Below are 14,909 nucleotides of genomic sequence, written 5' to 3' on the forward strand. Positions count from 1 at the left end.
TCACAGGAAGATATTGAGGATCAAGTATATGCCGGCTGCCAGCAACGCTGAGATTGGCATGGTAATGAGCCACGTGATCAACATTGTTTTCGCGGTCCCCCACTTGACGCCTTTTAATCGATGAGATGCCCCTACCCCCATAATGGATGAAGAAATGACATGCGTCGTACTAACCGGCAAATGGATGAACGTGGCACCGAAGATAACAGCTGCACCGGTCAGGTCAGCAGCTACTCCATTGACAGGGCGGATTTTCATAATCTTGCCTCCGACGGTTTTAATGATTCTCCAGCCGCCGATAGACGTTCCCAAAGCCATAGCTGTTGCACATGTCGCTTGAACCCAGAACTGAACATCATCTGACGTTTGATAATTGTTGACAATCAACGCCATTGTGATGATCCCCATTGCTTTTTGGGCATCGTTTGTACCATGTGAAAAAGATTGTAAAGCAGCTGTCGCAATTTGGATCAAACGAAAATTTCGATTCGTTTTAGTTAAATTGTTATTCTTAAATACAATTTTGAAAATGCTGTAAACCAAATACCCCACAGCAAATGCGAGGATCGGCGATAAAATCAGCGCTTGGATAATGGTAAGGAATCCCCCATAATTCAAGGCAGAGAATCCGGCAGCAGCAATCGCAGCCCCAGCAATTGAACCAATCAGTGCATGCGAGGAACTGCTCGGAATGCCATAGTACCAAGTAATCAAGTTCCATACAATCGCCGCGATTAAAGCAGCTAAGATCACAACTGTTCCATTCGTTAACGTGAATGGATCAACAATGTCTTTTGTAATGGTTTTCGCAACACCTGTAAAAGCCAGCGCCCCTACGAAATTCATGGCAGCAGCCAGCATGATTGCGTGGCGCGGTTTTAAAGCTTTTGTGGAAACCGCTGTAGCGATTGAGTTGGCCGTATCATGAAAGCCGTTGATAAAATCGAATATTACAGCAAATACAACAATTAAAACTGTTAATAGCAGAACCATATCCATCGGTCATCTTGCTCCTTAAGCGTTTTTCATAATAATAGATTCGAAGGTATTCGCAACCTTTTGGCAGTGGTCTGCAATTTCTTCAAGTTCTTCATAGATCTCTTTATATTGAATGATGCGGATCGGATCTTTTTCCGTTTGGAACAGATGTTTGATCGCATGGCGTCTCGTCACATCGCATTGAGATTCGTAATCTTTGATTTTAATGGCATGCTCTCGCATAGCGGGCAATTTTTTAGTAGACATTAAATCCACAGCTGTTTCAATTTCAATCGTGCTCATTCGAATTGCTTCTACGAACTCCAGCATAAATTCATCCGCATTTACGATTGAATACATTTCAAACATAGAGGCAGTATGGTCAAGGCCGTCCAGCACATCATCCATCGTCATCGCAAGAGCTAGAATGTCCTCGCGTTCAATGGGCGTTATAAACGCTTGGTTCAGATCCTGGATTACTGTATGCACATAATTATCGCCTTTTGTTTCATAATCTTTCATCGTATTGGAGAAAATCTTCAAATCGCTGATTTCTCTTAATTTGTAGTCAGCAAAATAAGCTGCACTCTCTTTTAAATTTGAAGCAATATCCCCTAGTAGAACTGCAAACTTATCTTTTTTCTTGAAAGCCATTTTCTTACCTCCGCTAATTTCTAAAATAAAATCAAAGCTAGATTATAATAGCTTATTTTAACCCGTTTTAATACAACTTTAAAACCAAATTTACAAAGCCTTAATAAAACAAAAAGTTATGAATTCAACGATTATTCTATTCGATTTTCTTTAATCTCCATTTCTGTAATAACGTAACAGCTGCTGATCTCCACTCGCCATTTAACTTACTCTTCATCTAAGAGAATTTCGCAAATTAGCTAGTTTAGTATAAATCATTCTATAGAAATTAGAAAGACTTTTATCTTCAATACTCGGGTTCCCGCCTTCACATTAACCGGTTGGAATTCTGCTCAAACATTACGCAAAGCATTTCTTCCTTCCCATGAAGGCAGATTGAAAACAAAAAAAGCCTTCACCATCCGAAGATGCTGAAGGCTTTTTGAAAGGACAGGCAGGTCCTTTCCATGATACCGGCGGTCGGGGTCGAACCGACACTCCCGTGAAGGAACGGGATTTTGAGTCCCGCGCGTCTGCCAATTCCGCCACGCCGGCATAATATAATGGAGGCGGCAACCGGACTCGAACCGGTGATAAGGGTGTTGCAGACCCATGCCTTACCACTTGGCTATGCCGCCAAAAATGTTGGAGCGGAAGACGGGGGTCGAACCCGCGACCTCCACCTTGGCAAGGTGGCGTTCTACCACTGAACTACTTCCGCAAAAGCTGGGGTACCTGGATTCGAACCAGGGCATGACGGGATCAAAACCCGTTGCCTTACCGCTTGGCTATACCCCAATAATAAGATGGGGCGGACGAGGGGAATTGAACCCCCGAATGCCGGAATCACAATCCGGTGCGTTAACCACTTCGCCACGACCGCCACTTTACTATTTTTATAAGTGCATTTAATTGAAATTAAAACATGGGGCGGACGAGGGGAATTGAACCCCCGAGTGCCGGAATCACAATCCGGTGCGTTAACCACTTCGCCACGACCGCCATCATATAATTTAAAAAATTGGCAGGGGCAGTAGGAATCGAACCCACATCGGAGGTTTTGGAGACCTCTGTTCTACCGTTAAACTATGCCCCTAAAAACTGGTGGTGGGGGGCAGATTCGAACTGCCGAACCCGAAGGAGCGGATTTACAGTCCGCCGCGTTTAGCCACTTCGCTACCCCACCAAAATGGTGCCGGAGAAAGGACTTGAACCCTCAACCTACTGATTACAAGTCAGTTGCTCTACCAGTTGAGCTACTCCGGCATGGAGATAAAAAATAAAAATATGGTGGGTCAGGACGGAATCGAACCGCCGACACTTAGAGCTTCAATCTAATGCTCTACCAACTGAGCTACTGACCCACATTTGAAAGATAAAAATGGCGGTCCCGACCGGGATCGAACCGGCGATCTCCTGCGTGACAGGCAGGCATGTTAACCGCTACACCACGGGACCATTTGGTTGCGGGGGCAGGATTTGAACCTGCGACCTCCGGGTTATGAGCCCGACGAGCTACCGAACTGCTCTACCCCGCGTGACAGGCAGGCATGTTAACCGCTACACCACGGGACCATTTGGTTGCGGGGGCAGGATTTGAACCTGCGACCTCCGGGTTATGAGCCCGACGAGCTACCGAACTGCTCTACCCCGCGATAATAATAGTTGAGTTTATTTCCTATATTATAGAAGAAACTCATATTTACAAGTTTTGCTTATGTATTGTAAATGGTGGAGGATGACGGGATCGAACCGCCGACCCTCTGCTTGTAAGGCAGATGCTCTCCCAGCTGAGCTAATCCTCCAGTTATATAATGGTGACCCCTACGGGATTCGAACCCGTGTTACCGCCGTGAAAGGGCGGTGTCTTAACCGCTTGACCAAGGGGCCATTGATTTGTAGTCTTCGTTTGGATAATGCTACTGGCGGAGAGCAAGGGATTCGAACCCTTGAGACGGTTGCCCGCCTACATGATTTCCAATCATGCTCCTTCGGCCACTCGGACAGCTCTCCAAAAGAATGGCTCCGAAGGTAGGATTCGAACCTACGACCATCGCATTAACAGTGCGGTGCTCTACCACTGAGCTACTTCGGAATAATATGGATCAGCCTGGCAACGTCCTACTCTCACAGGGGGAGCCCCCCAACTACCATCGGCGCAAAAGAGCTTAACTTCCGTGTTCGGGATGGGAACGGGTGTGGCCTCTTTGCCATTACTACCAGACTAATATTTATTTTGAAAGACAAGTTTTATTATACCAATTCTGACCGGTATTTCAAGCTTTTTTTGAAAAAACTTTTGCCTTATTCTTTCAAAACTGGATAGGCGACATTGAAACAGGTGAAACCGTTGGTTTCCGTAAACAAAGTTGGTTAAGTCCTCGATCGATTAGTATTCGTCAGCTGCACGTGTCGCCACGCTTCCACCTCGAACCTATCTACCTCATCGTCTTTGAGGGATCTGCAGGGCAGGTTGCCCACGTGTTACTCACCCGTCCGCCGCTAAACTGGAAGGAGCAAGCTCCCCCAGTTCCGCTCGACTTGCATGTATTAGGCACGCCGCCAGCGTTCGTCCTGAGCCAGGATCAAACTCTCCATTATAGAGTAGTGTTGATTGCTCAATACTGCTGGCGCATCGCCGCCTCCGAAAAGGCGCGCGATTCGCTTCGATCTGGCTGAGCCTGATCAGTAATTTATTGACGTTTTGCTGTTCAGTTTTCAAGGTTCATGTTTTGCCGTCCTGTAAAAGCGACTTCTCTAATTTATCATCGCTTCTCAAAAGAGTCAAGCACTTTATCACAATAATTATTTTCTCGTGAAATCGTTTATCTCTTAGCGACGTGTATTATCATAATATGGATCACGCTTCTTTGTCAACAGATTCTGCGAAAAAAATATGATTACTTATCTTCCCTTGCCTTAGCAGGATTCTTAAATCATTTCCCTTCTATATATGCTTCAATTTCAATAAAAAAACGAACCGATTTTACTTATTGAAACGATCGGCTCGTCGTGAACTTATTCTCTAATTAACTTTTCACATAATAATATCTATGGAAGATTCCATCACTTTTCGTATTAACACTTTTTACGAAAATTAATTCTTTGTCGACCAGGTATTCGATAAATACTTCTAAATCTGAAGAATAATTCCGAAGCTCTTCTTGTTCATGAAGCTCCTGGATCGTCCATTGGTCTTTGCCTGCCATGATCTCTTGAATATGACGAGCTCCGTCATTCGTACGAGAATGAATATAAAATTCACTGGCCAAAAATAAAAGCTCCAATCTTTTCTCAATGGATTCATCGCTCGTTACCAATTCTTCATAAAGTTTGTAAATGGCCGGCTCCATTTGTTTCACTTGAGTCCAAACGGTCACTTCGGGCGGCAAACCATTTTCCAGTACAGCTAATCGGGCTAAATGATGCAACGATTCTACAATATGGTGATAGGCATCCAAATAATTTCTTTCTTCGAAGAATACTTTCCCTTCCAAGTATCGGCGGATTAACTTGGCAAACTCCATCCCCATTTTGATCTTTCGTCCGTAGAAAGGAAAATCTTTCAACTCCCGTTTCAGCTTTTCCATAAATTCGTTGCGGTCGTAAATAATCTTCCCGTGAAATAGCCAGTCCACAATTTTTCGGTTCGTTCCTAGCAAAAGCCATTTATGCAATTGTTTTTCCGTGATAATGTGCATGGCTGCCTTTTTATCAAGATACGTATAATGTTTAGTGAAGACCGAAGTTTCATTCTCTTTTGTAATGATTAAAAGAATCGTATCAAATGTATCCGTAATCGGGCTTACCTTTTCTCTTTTTTCGACCACTATAACTCCCAACGTACTTTCCTGGCTGGCACGCTCTTGGTAAATCGGTCTAAGAATCTGCTCCATTGAATTCCACTCCTTGCATTCTATCGGACATGCAGTTATGTCAGCCCGCTTATTTCGCCACACACCGGCTCTTGTATTCTTTATTTCGACATATTTCTTTTAGATTCCTGCCTCTATGAATCATTATCACTTTTTCGATGCATTTATGATATAGTATGATGGATGCAAGGAGGAAATAAATAATGAAACCTTATAAAAATAAAATCAATCGCATTCGGACTTTTGCCCTGTCGCTGATCTTCATCGGCATTGTCATTATGTACGTCGGCATCTATTTTAGAAGCCACCCGGTTGTGATGGTGATCTTCATGCTGCTCGGCCTTATTGCCATCGTCGGAAGTACAGCTGTTTACGCATGGATCGGATTGCTCTCCATGAAAACCGTTCCCGTTGAATGCCCGAATTGCGGAAGACATACAAAAATGCTTGGCCGTGTAGACATGTGCATGCACTGCCGCGAACCTTTGACTATGGATCCTGCTCTTGAAGGAAAAGAGTTCGATGTCAATTACAATAAGAAAAATTCTAAATTATAATCATTGCCAATCGTTGGAGCTCCTAAATGCTCCAGCGATTTTTTTCTGCAAATCGGCATAAGAAAAACGAGCATGCAGAACATGCTCGTCAATTATTGGGCTTTTGCAGTTTTTTCAGAGCATTCCTGGCATGTTCCGTAAATTTCAAGACGGTGATAATCCACTTGGAATCCGGTAACATGCGAAGCAAGATGCTCCACTTCATCCAGTCCTGGGTAATGGAAATCTACGATTTTCCCGCAATCATTGCAGATCATATGATAGTGGTCGTTGGTCACAAAATCGAAGCGGCTGGAAGAATCGCCATACGTCAATTCTTTTACCAATCCCGCTTTTCTGAACACCCGTAAATTATTATAAACTGTTGCAACGCTCATATTTGGAAAAGTTTTCTCAAGCGCGCGATAAATGTCATCCGCTGTTGGGTGCATTGTAGAATGAATCATATACTCCAAAATCGCATGGCGTTGTGGAGTGATTCTCACACCTGTAGACTTCAAAGCATCAAGCGCGTCCTTTAATTGTCCGTCAGACATCGCTGTGCACCTCACTTCATAAATATTCTTATATTATAATCGTTATAATTAGTGTACTTAAAAAAGAGGGTGCATGTCAAGAAATCACTATATTGTCAAGCTTTCCAGGCTTTATCACCTAGTTACGACTGATGAAGCCCTTTCTCAATTTTCCCCAGGCGCTGATTGATCAACCGCGCAGCGACAAAGAGGAAATCAGATAAACGGTTCAGATAAGCCAATACATTCGGCGATACGGAGTCCCCGATGGAAATGGCTGCCCTTTCCGCTCTTCTGACCACTGTCCGTGCGACGTGAAGCGAAGCTCCTGCAGGATGTCCGCCGGGCAAAATGAAGTTTTTAAGTGCCGGAACTTCTGCATCGTATTGATCGATCCAGCCTTCTAGCTTTGTGATGTCTTCCTCTTTAAGCTTCCACTTGACTTCTTTGCCGGCAGGCGTTGCCAATTCAGCTCCAACATGGAATAATGTCGTCTGGATTTCATGAAAAGCGGATTCCAACTGTTCTTTTTCCTGAAAGAACTCATTGCTCATATGGCCTATTGCAAGGCCAATCATGGAGTTGGCTTCATCGCAAGTGCCATATGCTTCGACGAGCGCGTCATTCTTTGCAACCCGAGTGCCGTATACGAGGGATGTGGTACCTTTATCGCCTGTTTTTGTATAGATTTTCACAGTCAATACCCCTTTTCCATATTTACTTGGTTGGTAAGATCGGAATTATTTTCTAACCATTTTTTCAGGTTAGGCGCGAAAATTTCCAATGCCCGTTCCACGTAGCGGCCCGAATGGCTGGACACGTGAGGTGAAACCACCACATTCTCCATGCCCCACAAAGGGTGGTCTGATGGAAGCGGCTCTTGTTCAAAAACATCCAAGACCGCGTATCCAATTTCCCCATCGTTTAGCGCTTTTACCAGCACGTCATCCGGCACAAGGTCTCCTCTTCCGAAGTTCATAAAAATCGCTTGGGATTTCATCGCCTTGAAATGTTCACTGCCTAGCATTCCTCTTGTTTCTTCGGTGCTAGGCACAACTGAAATCACAGTATCCGCTTTTGGCAACACTTCCAGAATGTTTTCAAATGACACCATTTCATTCATATAGTCGGCTTGTTTTCCTGAACGGTTGCAGCCGATGGTGGATACGCCGAAAGCCTGAAGCAAACGGCCGATCTCACCGCCGATAGCCCCTGGGCCAATAATCAAAGCGGTAGAGCCGGACAATTCACTGGAACGGATTTTGCGATGCCATTCTCTCTGCGTTTGCTTTTCATAAATGGTTGGAAGAGATCGCTTAATCGACAGCAAATGCGCCAATACCGATTCAGCCATCGGTATTTTGTGGATGCCCCGGACATTGGACACGGTAATTCCTTTTTCGAGAATCGCTTTATGCGGCATTTTTTCTACTCCAGCACTTGCCACCATGATCCATTTTAAATTTGCCGCTTTTTCGATATCCTCAGCCGTTAAATCTTCTCCATATGTGACCACAATTTCTGCATGCGAAAGCCGAGATTTGTCTTGTTTCGTGAAATGGAAATCCACGTTCGGGAATTCCTTTTCCAGCATTTCCTGTTGATGGTCTTTTGGCACAAAAGTAAAAAGCACTTCCATTGTTTCCGCCCCTTTATTGATTCGTCAAAGATTTCAAGGTGTTGAGCACTTCTTCTATATGGCCATCCACTTTCACTTTCCGCCATTCTTTGACAACCGTTCCCGTTGGATCGATCAGGAAAGTCGAGCGTTCGATGCCCATAAATTCTTTGCCGTACATTTTCTTCTGTACCCAGACACCGTATTTCTCCGAAAGCGCGTGGTCTTCATCCACTAATAGAGAGAACGGCAAGCCGTGCTTTTCGATGAATTTTCCGTGCTGCTTTTCCGAATCGGCGCTGACGCCTAGAATCACGGCATTCAATTCGGAGAAATCTTTCTCCGCGTCGCGGAAATCGCACGCCTGGGTCGTACACCCGGGCGTCATGTCTTTCGGATAAAAATAAAGGACCACATATTTGTCTCCTGCAAAATCGGTCAAAGCGATGGTGTTGCCCGTTTCATTTTTCAGCGAAAAATCAGGCGCTTGCAAACCTTCAAATGTTGTCATCTTTACCACTCCTTTTCTACTATCTATCGTACCGGACAGCCGCGCCATATTCAATTTCTTTGGCGTTCTCCCCTAATATTGTCTACAATGAAGAGTAGACACAATTAGGAGGCTATCAAAATGAACCATTCTACATCTGAAAAATTGCATGAAGAAGCATTATTACATATCGTCGGCGGAGTCAATAGCCCGTCGCGCTCTTATAAAGCCGTAGGCGGAGGATCTCCGGTTGCCATGGAACGCGCAAAAGGCGCTTATTTCTGGGACGTCGATGGCAATAAATACATCGACTACCTGGCAGCTTATGGCCCAATCATTACCGGCCACGCACATCCGCATATTACAAAAGCCATTACGCATGCCGCTGAAACCGGCTTGTTATACGGAACACCGACACGCCATGAAGTCACTTTCGCGAAAATGCTAAAAGAAGCGATGCCGAAAATGGACAAAGTCCGTTTCGTGAATAGCGGAACGGAAGCCGTTATGACGACCATCCGCGTTTCCCGCGCTTATACGGGCCGCACAAAAATCATGAAATTTGCCGGCTGCTACCACGGCCATTCGGATTTGGTGCTTGTCGCTGCCGGATCTGGCCCTGCTACACTCGGGACACCCGACTCTGCAGGAGTTCCAAAGACGATTGCCGAAGAAGTGATTACAATACCATTCAATGATCCCGAAGCTTTCGCTGAAGCCATGGACAAATGGGGAGACCAAATTGCGTGTATTTTAGTGGAACCGATTGTCGGGAATTTCGGAATCGTTGAGCCGAATAAAGGCTTTTTAGAAGAAGTGCACCGCATCGCCAAAGAAAAAGGCGCTTTGATCGTCTATGATGAAGTCATCACCGCTTTCCGCTTCCATTACGGCGGTGCCCAGGATCTTCTTGGGTTAACGCCTGATTTGACTGCTCTCGGGAAAATCATTGGCGGCGGCCTGCCAATCGGGGCTTACGGCGGCAAAAAAGAAATTATGGAGACTGTCGCTCCACTTGGGCCTGCCTATCAAGCAGGAACTATGGCCGGCAATCCGGCGTCAATTCAAGCAGGCATCGCATGTTTGGAAGTCCTTCGCGAAGAAGGCGTCTATGAGAAAATGGACGAACTCGGCCGCCAATTGGAAGAAGGCATCTTGGCAGCTGCAGCTGAATTTGGCGTAACAATTACCATTAACCGTTTAAAAGGCGCTTTAACCATTTACTTTACGGACCAAAAAGTCGAAAATTATGAACAGGCAGAAGCAAGCGATGGTGAAATTTTCGGCCGGTTCTTCAAATTGATGCTGGATCAAGGCATCAACTTGGCGCCTTCAAAATACGAAGCCTGGTTTTTAACGACCGAACATACTGAAGAAGATGTGAAAACGTCGATTCAAGCTGTACGCGAAGCGTTCCGCCAGCTTTAAGCCAGAAACAAATGACCAAAGAAAGGGGTGGGTGGTTTTATGAAATTAGGTGCTCGTATTTTTAAAACAGGAATCGCGATTTCATTCGCCTTATTTCTTGCAGATATTTTGCAATTGCCTTCCCCTCTTTTTGCTGGGATTGCCGCTATATTCGCTATACAGCCTTCCATTTACCGGTCATTTTTGACCGTGCTCGACCAGATTTACGGCAATTTAATTGGCGCCGTCATTGCCTTTGTATTCGTTTTGACAATCGGCACCAATTATTTAACCATTGGATTGGCAGCTGTTTTGGCGATTGTCATCATGCTCAAGCTGAAACTGGAGAAGCCGGTGCCTTTAACGCTGGTCACGCTGATCATTATCATGGAAGCTCATGACCAAAACTTCTTGGAATTGGCGACACTTCGTTTCCTGACAATCTTGCTTGGGATATTAGCTGCATTTGTCGTCAATTTGATTTTCTTGCCGCCCAAATATGAAAATCGCCTTTTCGGTTCGATCCACGATGTCAGTGAAGAAGTGATCCGGTGGATTCGGGTCTCGATCCTTCATACTTCAGATTACACGTCGATTAAAGACGACATCGACAAGTTAGAAGACAAACTTTCAAAAGTCGATCAATGGTATACGTTTTACAAAGAAGAACGCAGCTATACCAAAAAGCAGCAGTATGTGAAAGCGCGCAAATTAGTGATGTATCGGCAAATGATTCTCACATCGAAAAAAAGCTTGGAGGTCTTAAAACGGCTTCACCGCTTTGAAAACAAGCTGACCGAGCTTCCGGAGCATTTTCACATGATGGTCCAGGAACAGTTGGAAAGGCTCGCCGGGTATCATGAACAGCTTTATATGAAATATGTCGGGAAATTAAAGCCCGAACATAATCTTGCTCTCGGCCCGGAAGCCGCTATGAAGCGAAATGAAGTGATGGGAATATTTGTAAAAGAAATCAATCTTGCTCAAGAAGAAAATGACAGTGAATTTTCCATTTATCATTTAATGCATGTGCTATCAGCCATCCTGGATTATGAAGAACAGCTTGAACATTTGGATTTGCTGATTGTTTCCTACCATAATTTCCATGCAGACGAGATTGAAAGCGATTTGGAAGATGTAATCTAATGCAGCAATAAAAAAGAGTGGCCAAGGGATATCCCCTGGCCACTCTTTTTTATTAGGATTTCATGCGAGGATCGAGTGCATCGCGCAGCCCGTCTCCCATTAAGTTAAACCCAAGAACTGTCAACATGATCGCTACCCCTGGGAAAATCATGGTCCAAGGCGCATTGGTCAAATAGGATCTGGAATCTGCCAGCATTTTCCCCCATTCCGGATCAGGTGCCTGCGCTCCTAATCCAAGGAACCCTAAAGCAGCCGCTTCAATAATAGCCGTTGCAATTGCCAATGTTCCTTGAACGATTACCGGCGCCATGGAATTCGGCAAGATATGCGAGAACAGGATCCGATTGTCTTTCATGCCGATCGCTTTAGCCGCCATGATGTATTCATCTTCTTTAATACTCAATACTTTTGAACGGATCAGTCGGCCAAAGTTCGGCACGTTGATAATTGCAATGGCAATCAAAGCATTTCGAAGTGACGGCCCTAGCACCGATACGACAGCAATTGCCAGAAGGATGCTTGGAAATGCCAACATGATATCAAAAACACGTGAAATGATGGTATCTACCCATTTTCCGTAATAGCCTGCTAGGATGCCCAAAATGCTTCCAATAATCACGGAACCGATAACAGCAAGGAAACCTACCCATAGGGAGATTCTTGCACCGTAAACGATTCGCGATAAAATATCCCGGCCAAAATCATCCGTCCCCATCCAATGATCGCTGGAAGGAGGTAACAGGCGATTGCCTAAGTTTTGTTCATTGATGCCTTGCGGTGTAAACAGCGGACCGAAAATCGCCAGCAAAATGAAGAAAATAACAATGCCCATCCCGATTACCGCGACTTTGCTTTTTCTGAATCCGCGCCAAGCCTCTTTCCAGGGGCCCGCCACTTTTTCGATCTGTACGTCGTTTTTATTTGCTACAGCATTAGCCATTAAGAACTCCTCCTTCCTTAATCATATTTGATGCGCGGATCTACTAAGCTATAGAGAAGATCCACAAATAAGTTGATCATGACAAAGATGAATGCGACGATCAAAATTCCGGACTGGATTACCGGATAATCACGGAAGCCGATTGCTTCATAGATGTAGCGTCCGATCCCCGGCCAGCCGAAGATTGTCTCCGTTAAAATGGCGCCGCCAAGCAGCAAGCCCATTTGCAAACCGATAATCGTCAAAACAGGGATGATCGCATTTTTCAAAGCGTGCTTGTAAACGACGAAGAACATTTTCAAGCCTTTTGCACGAGCCGTACGCACGTAATCAGAACGCATCACTTCAAGCATGCTTGAACGGGTCATCCTGGCAATAATTGCCATTGGTATGGTCGCTAAAGCGGTTCCCGGCAATACTAAATGCTTCAATACTGTAGACAATTGATCGAACTGTCCGGTCAGTATCGTATCAATAATATAGAAATTCGTAATGACTTCTACTGGATCCCGAACATTTTCCCGGCCTGTGGTCGGCAAAATCCCCAATTCAATCGAAAAGATCCATTGATTCATAAGGCCAAGCCAGAAAATCGGCATGGATACTCCGACCAGTGCAATAATCATAGCCAAATAATCGAACCAAGAGTTCTGGAACCAAGCAGAAATGATGCCGGCATTGATGCCGATGATGACTGCGATAATGATCGCGAAAACCGATAGCTCAATGGTAGCAGCTAAATAAGGCCAAACTTCATCCATTACTGGAGTACGAGTTCTTAGCGATTCTCCTAAATCCCCTGTAACCAACCCTTTTAAATAATCAAAATACTGGATATACCATGGATTATCTAAACCTAAGGTTGTTCTTAGAGCCTTAATCGCTTCTTCGGATGCTTGTTGCCCCAAGATGACTTGAGCTGGATCGCCCGGAATTGCCCGGATGATCAAAAACACGATAAAAGTCATGCCCAAAAGCACAGGAATTAATTGTAAAATGCGTCTCCCTATATAGTGAAGCACTTTCTTCACCTCTCCATCTCTTGCAGTATGTATCTAAACTAAGAAAAAAGAGGAGAAATCATGACGACTTCTCCTCTTAAAAAGCCTACTCTAAATCTACAGAAGCCAATTTGTCAGAGCCAGTTGGATGCGCTTTGAAGTTCACAACATTCTTGCCGCCAGCTAGAAGCGGTGTAGAGTGTGCAAGCGGAACCCATGGAGCGTCTTCATGGATGATTTCTTGAGCTTGTTTGTACAAGTCGTTTCTCACTTCTTCATCCACTTCAGTTTGTGCTTGGATAAACAGATCATGCAACTCCTGGTTTTCATAGTAAGTGTAGTTGTTTGAACCGATATTATCCTGGTCAAGCAATACATAAAGGAAGTTGTCGGCATCGCCGTTATCCCCAGTCCAACCTAATAGGAAAGCATCTGCTTCTCCATTTGCAGCTTTTTCAAGGTAAGTTGCCCACTCGAATGAAACGATTTCAGCTTTTACGTTAATATCAGCCAAGTTCTTTTGGATCGCTTCTGCAACTTTTTGGCCGTCCGGCATATATGGACGTGGAACCGGCATTGCGTAAAGTTCCATTTCGAAACCGTCTGCAAGACCCGCTTCAGCTAATAATTCTTTTGCTTTTTCTGGATCGTACGGGTAAGGATCAATTTCGTCATTGTATCCGCTGATGACTGATGGCATTGGGTTAGCCGCTACATCTGCACGGCCTTCGAAGAATGCATCAACAATCGCTTGCTTATCAATTGCATAGTTCATCGCTTGGCGAACTTTTGGATCATCAAATGGTTCACGTGTAACCGTCAAACCAAGGTAGCCAACGTTCATTGACGGACGTTCGAATAATTGTAGGTTTTCATCACTTTCGATTGTTTCGGAATCAGATGGCGTGATGCCGTCTGCCAAATCAATTTCGCCTGACAATAATGCGTTCAAACGAGCTGAGTTATCAGGAATTGAACGGAAGATGACCTGGTCAAGCTTCGGTTCGCCTTCTACCCAGTAATCTTCGAATTTTTCGATTGTAACTGAGTCATTGCGTTTCCATTCAACGAATTTGAATGGACCTGTACCTACTGGCTGATCACCGAATTTGTCGCCTGCAGCTTCAAAAGCTGTAGGTGAAGCAATTCCGAAAGGACTCATTGCCAAGTTTTTCAAGAATGGTGCTTGTGGACGTTTTAATTTGAATTCAACTTCGTAGTCTCCAGTTGCAGTAACTGAATCGATTACGTGGCCTTCTTCATCTCCAAAACCGCCAAACATGGAAGCATAGTATGGGAATTTGTCTGCGTCTCCAGCAGCCCAACGCTCAAAGTTCGCCACAACAGCTTCTGCATTGAAGTCAGTGCCATCATGGAATTTAACGCCTTCTTCCAATTGGAACGTGTAAGTTAAACCGTCTTCAGCAGCTTCCCATTCTGTCGCTAGGGCAGGATGGATTTCTGTATCTTGCTCACCAAAGTTTACTAATGTATCAAAAATGTTTTTTGTGACTTTAAAAGATTCACCGTCGGTTACTGCAATCGGATCAAGCGACACGGAATCTCCGCCTCGGCCAAAAATCAATACTTTTTCTTCAGCAGAATCTCCGCTGTCGCCACTGCTGCCGCTATCTCCGCTATTGCCGCTAGAAGAATTGTCTGAACTACAGCCGAACAATGCCGTGGAAATCAACAGAAGCATCAAGATTGCTAATGATACGATCTTTTTCTTTCTCAAATCTACCCCTC

The 14,909-nt window shown here is 44.7% G+C and carries 13 protein-coding genes, 17 tRNA genes and 1 rRNA gene; 3 read left to right on the forward strand and 28 right to left on the reverse strand.

Features of this window, described 5'->3' with window-relative positions; genetic code table 11:
* From BN1080_RS12125 to BN1080_RS12225, 21 genes are all read right to left on the reverse strand, one after another.
* A complete protein-coding gene (locus tag BN1080_RS12125; RefSeq protein WP_052652356.1) occupies positions 1-999 on the reverse strand; it encodes an inorganic phosphate transporter in 999 nt (332 codons plus the stop codon).
* Between the two features lie 15 nt (positions 1,000-1,014).
* The gene (locus BN1080_RS12130; protein WP_052652358.1) at positions 1,015-1,632 is read right to left on the reverse strand and encodes a DUF47 domain-containing protein; all 618 of its coding nucleotides are present in this window, start codon (positions 1,630-1,632) and stop codon (positions 1,015-1,017) included.
* A gap of 450 nt (positions 1,633-2,082) precedes the next feature.
* A tRNA-Leu gene (locus tag BN1080_RS12135) sits at positions 2,083-2,166 on the reverse strand.
* A 9-nt stretch (positions 2,167-2,175) separates the two neighbouring features.
* A tRNA-Cys gene (locus tag BN1080_RS12140) sits at positions 2,176-2,249 on the reverse strand.
* Positions 2,250-2,257: 8 nt separating this feature from the next.
* Positions 2,258-2,332: transfer RNA gene (locus tag BN1080_RS12145), tRNA-Gly, on the reverse strand.
* Between the two features lie 5 nt (positions 2,333-2,337).
* Positions 2,338-2,409: transfer RNA gene (locus BN1080_RS12150), tRNA-Gln, on the reverse strand.
* Between the two features lie 9 nt (positions 2,410-2,418).
* Positions 2,419-2,494 (reverse strand) — tRNA-His (locus BN1080_RS12155).
* Between the two features lie 43 nt (positions 2,495-2,537).
* Positions 2,538-2,613: transfer RNA gene (locus tag BN1080_RS12160), tRNA-His, on the reverse strand.
* Between the two features lie 20 nt (positions 2,614-2,633).
* A tRNA-Trp gene (locus BN1080_RS12165) sits at positions 2,634-2,707 on the reverse strand.
* A 6-nt stretch (positions 2,708-2,713) separates the two neighbouring features.
* Positions 2,714-2,797, reverse strand: a tRNA-Tyr gene (locus tag BN1080_RS12170).
* Positions 2,798-2,801: 4 nt separating this feature from the next.
* Positions 2,802-2,877 (reverse strand) — tRNA-Thr (locus BN1080_RS12175).
* Between the two features lie 22 nt (positions 2,878-2,899).
* A tRNA-Phe gene (locus BN1080_RS12180) sits at positions 2,900-2,975 on the reverse strand.
* Between the two features lie 18 nt (positions 2,976-2,993).
* Positions 2,994-3,069 (reverse strand) — tRNA-Asp (locus BN1080_RS12185).
* Between the two features lie 3 nt (positions 3,070-3,072).
* Positions 3,073-3,149, reverse strand: a tRNA-Met gene (locus BN1080_RS12190).
* A 40-nt stretch (positions 3,150-3,189) separates the two neighbouring features.
* A tRNA-Met gene (locus BN1080_RS12195) sits at positions 3,190-3,266 on the reverse strand.
* Positions 3,267-3,340: 74 nt separating this feature from the next.
* Positions 3,341-3,416, reverse strand: a tRNA-Val gene (locus tag BN1080_RS12200).
* Positions 3,417-3,426: 10 nt separating this feature from the next.
* Positions 3,427-3,501, reverse strand: a tRNA-Glu gene (locus BN1080_RS12205).
* Positions 3,502-3,534: 33 nt separating this feature from the next.
* A tRNA-Ser gene (locus BN1080_RS12210) sits at positions 3,535-3,624 on the reverse strand.
* A 7-nt stretch (positions 3,625-3,631) separates the two neighbouring features.
* A tRNA-Asn gene (locus BN1080_RS12215) sits at positions 3,632-3,706 on the reverse strand.
* Positions 3,707-3,719: 13 nt separating this feature from the next.
* A 5S ribosomal RNA gene (gene rrf, locus BN1080_RS12220) occupies positions 3,720-3,835 on the reverse strand.
* 805 nt (positions 3,836-4,640) lie between these two features.
* Entirely contained in the window at positions 4,641-5,507 is an 867-nt protein-coding gene (locus BN1080_RS12225) for a nucleotidyltransferase-like protein (RefSeq protein ID WP_052652360.1), read from the reverse strand.
* Positions 5,508-5,689: 182 nt separating this feature from the next.
* Here BN1080_RS12225 and BN1080_RS12230 point away from each other — a divergent pair, with 182 nt between their 5' ends.
* Complete coding sequence (locus tag BN1080_RS12230; RefSeq protein ID WP_052652362.1) at positions 5,690-6,043, forward strand: YgzB family protein; 354 nt, start codon at positions 5,690-5,692, stop codon at positions 6,041-6,043.
* Between the two features lie 92 nt (positions 6,044-6,135).
* Here BN1080_RS12230 and perR read toward each other — a convergent pair whose 3' ends face one another.
* The 4 genes from perR to bcp all read right to left on the reverse strand — a co-directional run bounded on the left by perR (position 6,136) and on the right by bcp (position 8,687).
* Positions 6,136-6,579, reverse strand: coding sequence for a peroxide-responsive transcriptional repressor PerR (gene perR, locus BN1080_RS12235; protein WP_052652364.1), 444 nt, complete (start codon positions 6,577-6,579; stop codon positions 6,136-6,138).
* A gap of 122 nt (positions 6,580-6,701) precedes the next feature.
* A complete protein-coding gene (locus BN1080_RS12240; RefSeq protein ID WP_052652366.1) occupies positions 6,702-7,253 on the reverse strand; it encodes a cob(I)yrinic acid a,c-diamide adenosyltransferase in 552 nt (183 codons plus the stop codon).
* Between the two features lie 2 nt (positions 7,254-7,255).
* Complete coding sequence (locus BN1080_RS12245) at positions 7,256-8,197, reverse strand: D-2-hydroxyacid dehydrogenase (protein WP_052652368.1); 942 nt, start codon at positions 8,195-8,197, stop codon at positions 7,256-7,258.
* Between the two features lie 13 nt (positions 8,198-8,210).
* Positions 8,211-8,687, reverse strand: a complete 477-nt coding sequence (bcp, locus tag BN1080_RS12250; RefSeq protein ID WP_052652370.1) for a thioredoxin-dependent thiol peroxidase — start codon at positions 8,685-8,687, stop codon at positions 8,211-8,213.
* 120 nt (positions 8,688-8,807) lie between these two features.
* On the opposite strand from bcp, the gene BN1080_RS12255 reads away from it, so the two are divergent.
* Both BN1080_RS12255 and BN1080_RS12260 read left to right on the forward strand, forming a co-directional pair.
* Positions 8,808-10,094 (forward strand): glutamate-1-semialdehyde 2,1-aminomutase, encoded by a 1,287-nt coding sequence (locus BN1080_RS12255; protein ID WP_052652372.1) that lies wholly within the window; start codon positions 8,808-8,810, stop codon positions 10,092-10,094.
* Between the two features lie 39 nt (positions 10,095-10,133).
* On the forward strand, positions 10,134-11,219 hold the full coding sequence (locus tag BN1080_RS12260; RefSeq protein WP_052652373.1) for an FUSC family protein: 1,086 nt from the start codon (positions 10,134-10,136) through the stop codon (positions 11,217-11,219).
* 52 nt (positions 11,220-11,271) lie between these two features.
* Here the strand turns inward: BN1080_RS12260 and nikC are convergent, their stop codons facing one another.
* From nikC to BN1080_RS12275, 3 genes are all read right to left on the reverse strand, one after another.
* Positions 11,272-12,159, reverse strand: a complete 888-nt coding sequence (gene nikC, locus BN1080_RS12265) for a nickel transporter permease (protein ID WP_052652374.1) — start codon at positions 12,157-12,159, stop codon at positions 11,272-11,274.
* Between the two features lie 17 nt (positions 12,160-12,176).
* Positions 12,177-13,181 (reverse strand): ABC transporter permease, encoded by a 1,005-nt coding sequence (locus BN1080_RS12270; RefSeq protein WP_052654600.1) that lies wholly within the window; start codon positions 13,179-13,181, stop codon positions 12,177-12,179.
* A gap of 85 nt (positions 13,182-13,266) precedes the next feature.
* Positions 13,267-14,898, reverse strand: coding sequence for an ABC transporter substrate-binding protein (locus BN1080_RS12275; protein WP_052652375.1), 1,632 nt, complete (start codon positions 14,896-14,898; stop codon positions 13,267-13,269).
* Positions 14,899-14,909: the final 11 nt, after the last annotated feature.

The organism is Planococcus massiliensis (assembly GCF_000821325.1).
Lineage (GTDB): Bacteria > Bacillota > Bacilli > Bacillales_A > Planococcaceae > Planococcus > Planococcus ruber.

Excerpts from the sequence above, each read along its gene's own strand:
- BN1080_RS12125 (WP_052652356.1), bottom strand. The coding sequence starts at position 999 with ATGGATATGGTTCTGCTATTAACAGTTTTAATTGTTGTATTTGCTGTA.
- BN1080_RS12130 (WP_052652358.1), bottom strand. The coding sequence starts at position 1,632 with ATGGCTTTCAAGAAAAAAGATAAGTTTGCAGTTCTACTAGGGGATATT.
- BN1080_RS12225 (WP_052652360.1), bottom strand. The coding sequence starts at position 5,507 with ATGGAGCAGATTCTTAGACCGATTTACCAAGAGCGTGCCAGCCAGGAA.
- BN1080_RS12230 (WP_052652362.1), top strand. The coding sequence starts at position 5,690 with ATGAAACCTTATAAAAATAAAATCAATCGCATTCGGACTTTTGCCCTG.
- perR (WP_052652364.1), bottom strand. The coding sequence starts at position 6,579 with ATGTCTGACGGACAATTAAAGGACGCGCTTGATGCTTTGAAGTCTACA.
- BN1080_RS12245 (WP_052652368.1), bottom strand. The coding sequence starts at position 8,197 with ATGGAAGTGCTTTTTACTTTTGTGCCAAAAGACCATCAACAGGAAATG.
- bcp (WP_052652370.1), bottom strand. The coding sequence starts at position 8,687 with ATGACAACATTTGAAGGTTTGCAAGCGCCTGATTTTTCGCTGAAAAAT.
- BN1080_RS12255 (WP_052652372.1), top strand. The coding sequence starts at position 8,808 with ATGAACCATTCTACATCTGAAAAATTGCATGAAGAAGCATTATTACAT.
- BN1080_RS12260 (WP_052652373.1), top strand. The coding sequence starts at position 10,134 with ATGAAATTAGGTGCTCGTATTTTTAAAACAGGAATCGCGATTTCATTC.
- nikC (WP_052652374.1), bottom strand. The coding sequence starts at position 12,159 with ATGGCTAATGCTGTAGCAAATAAAAACGACGTACAGATCGAAAAAGTG.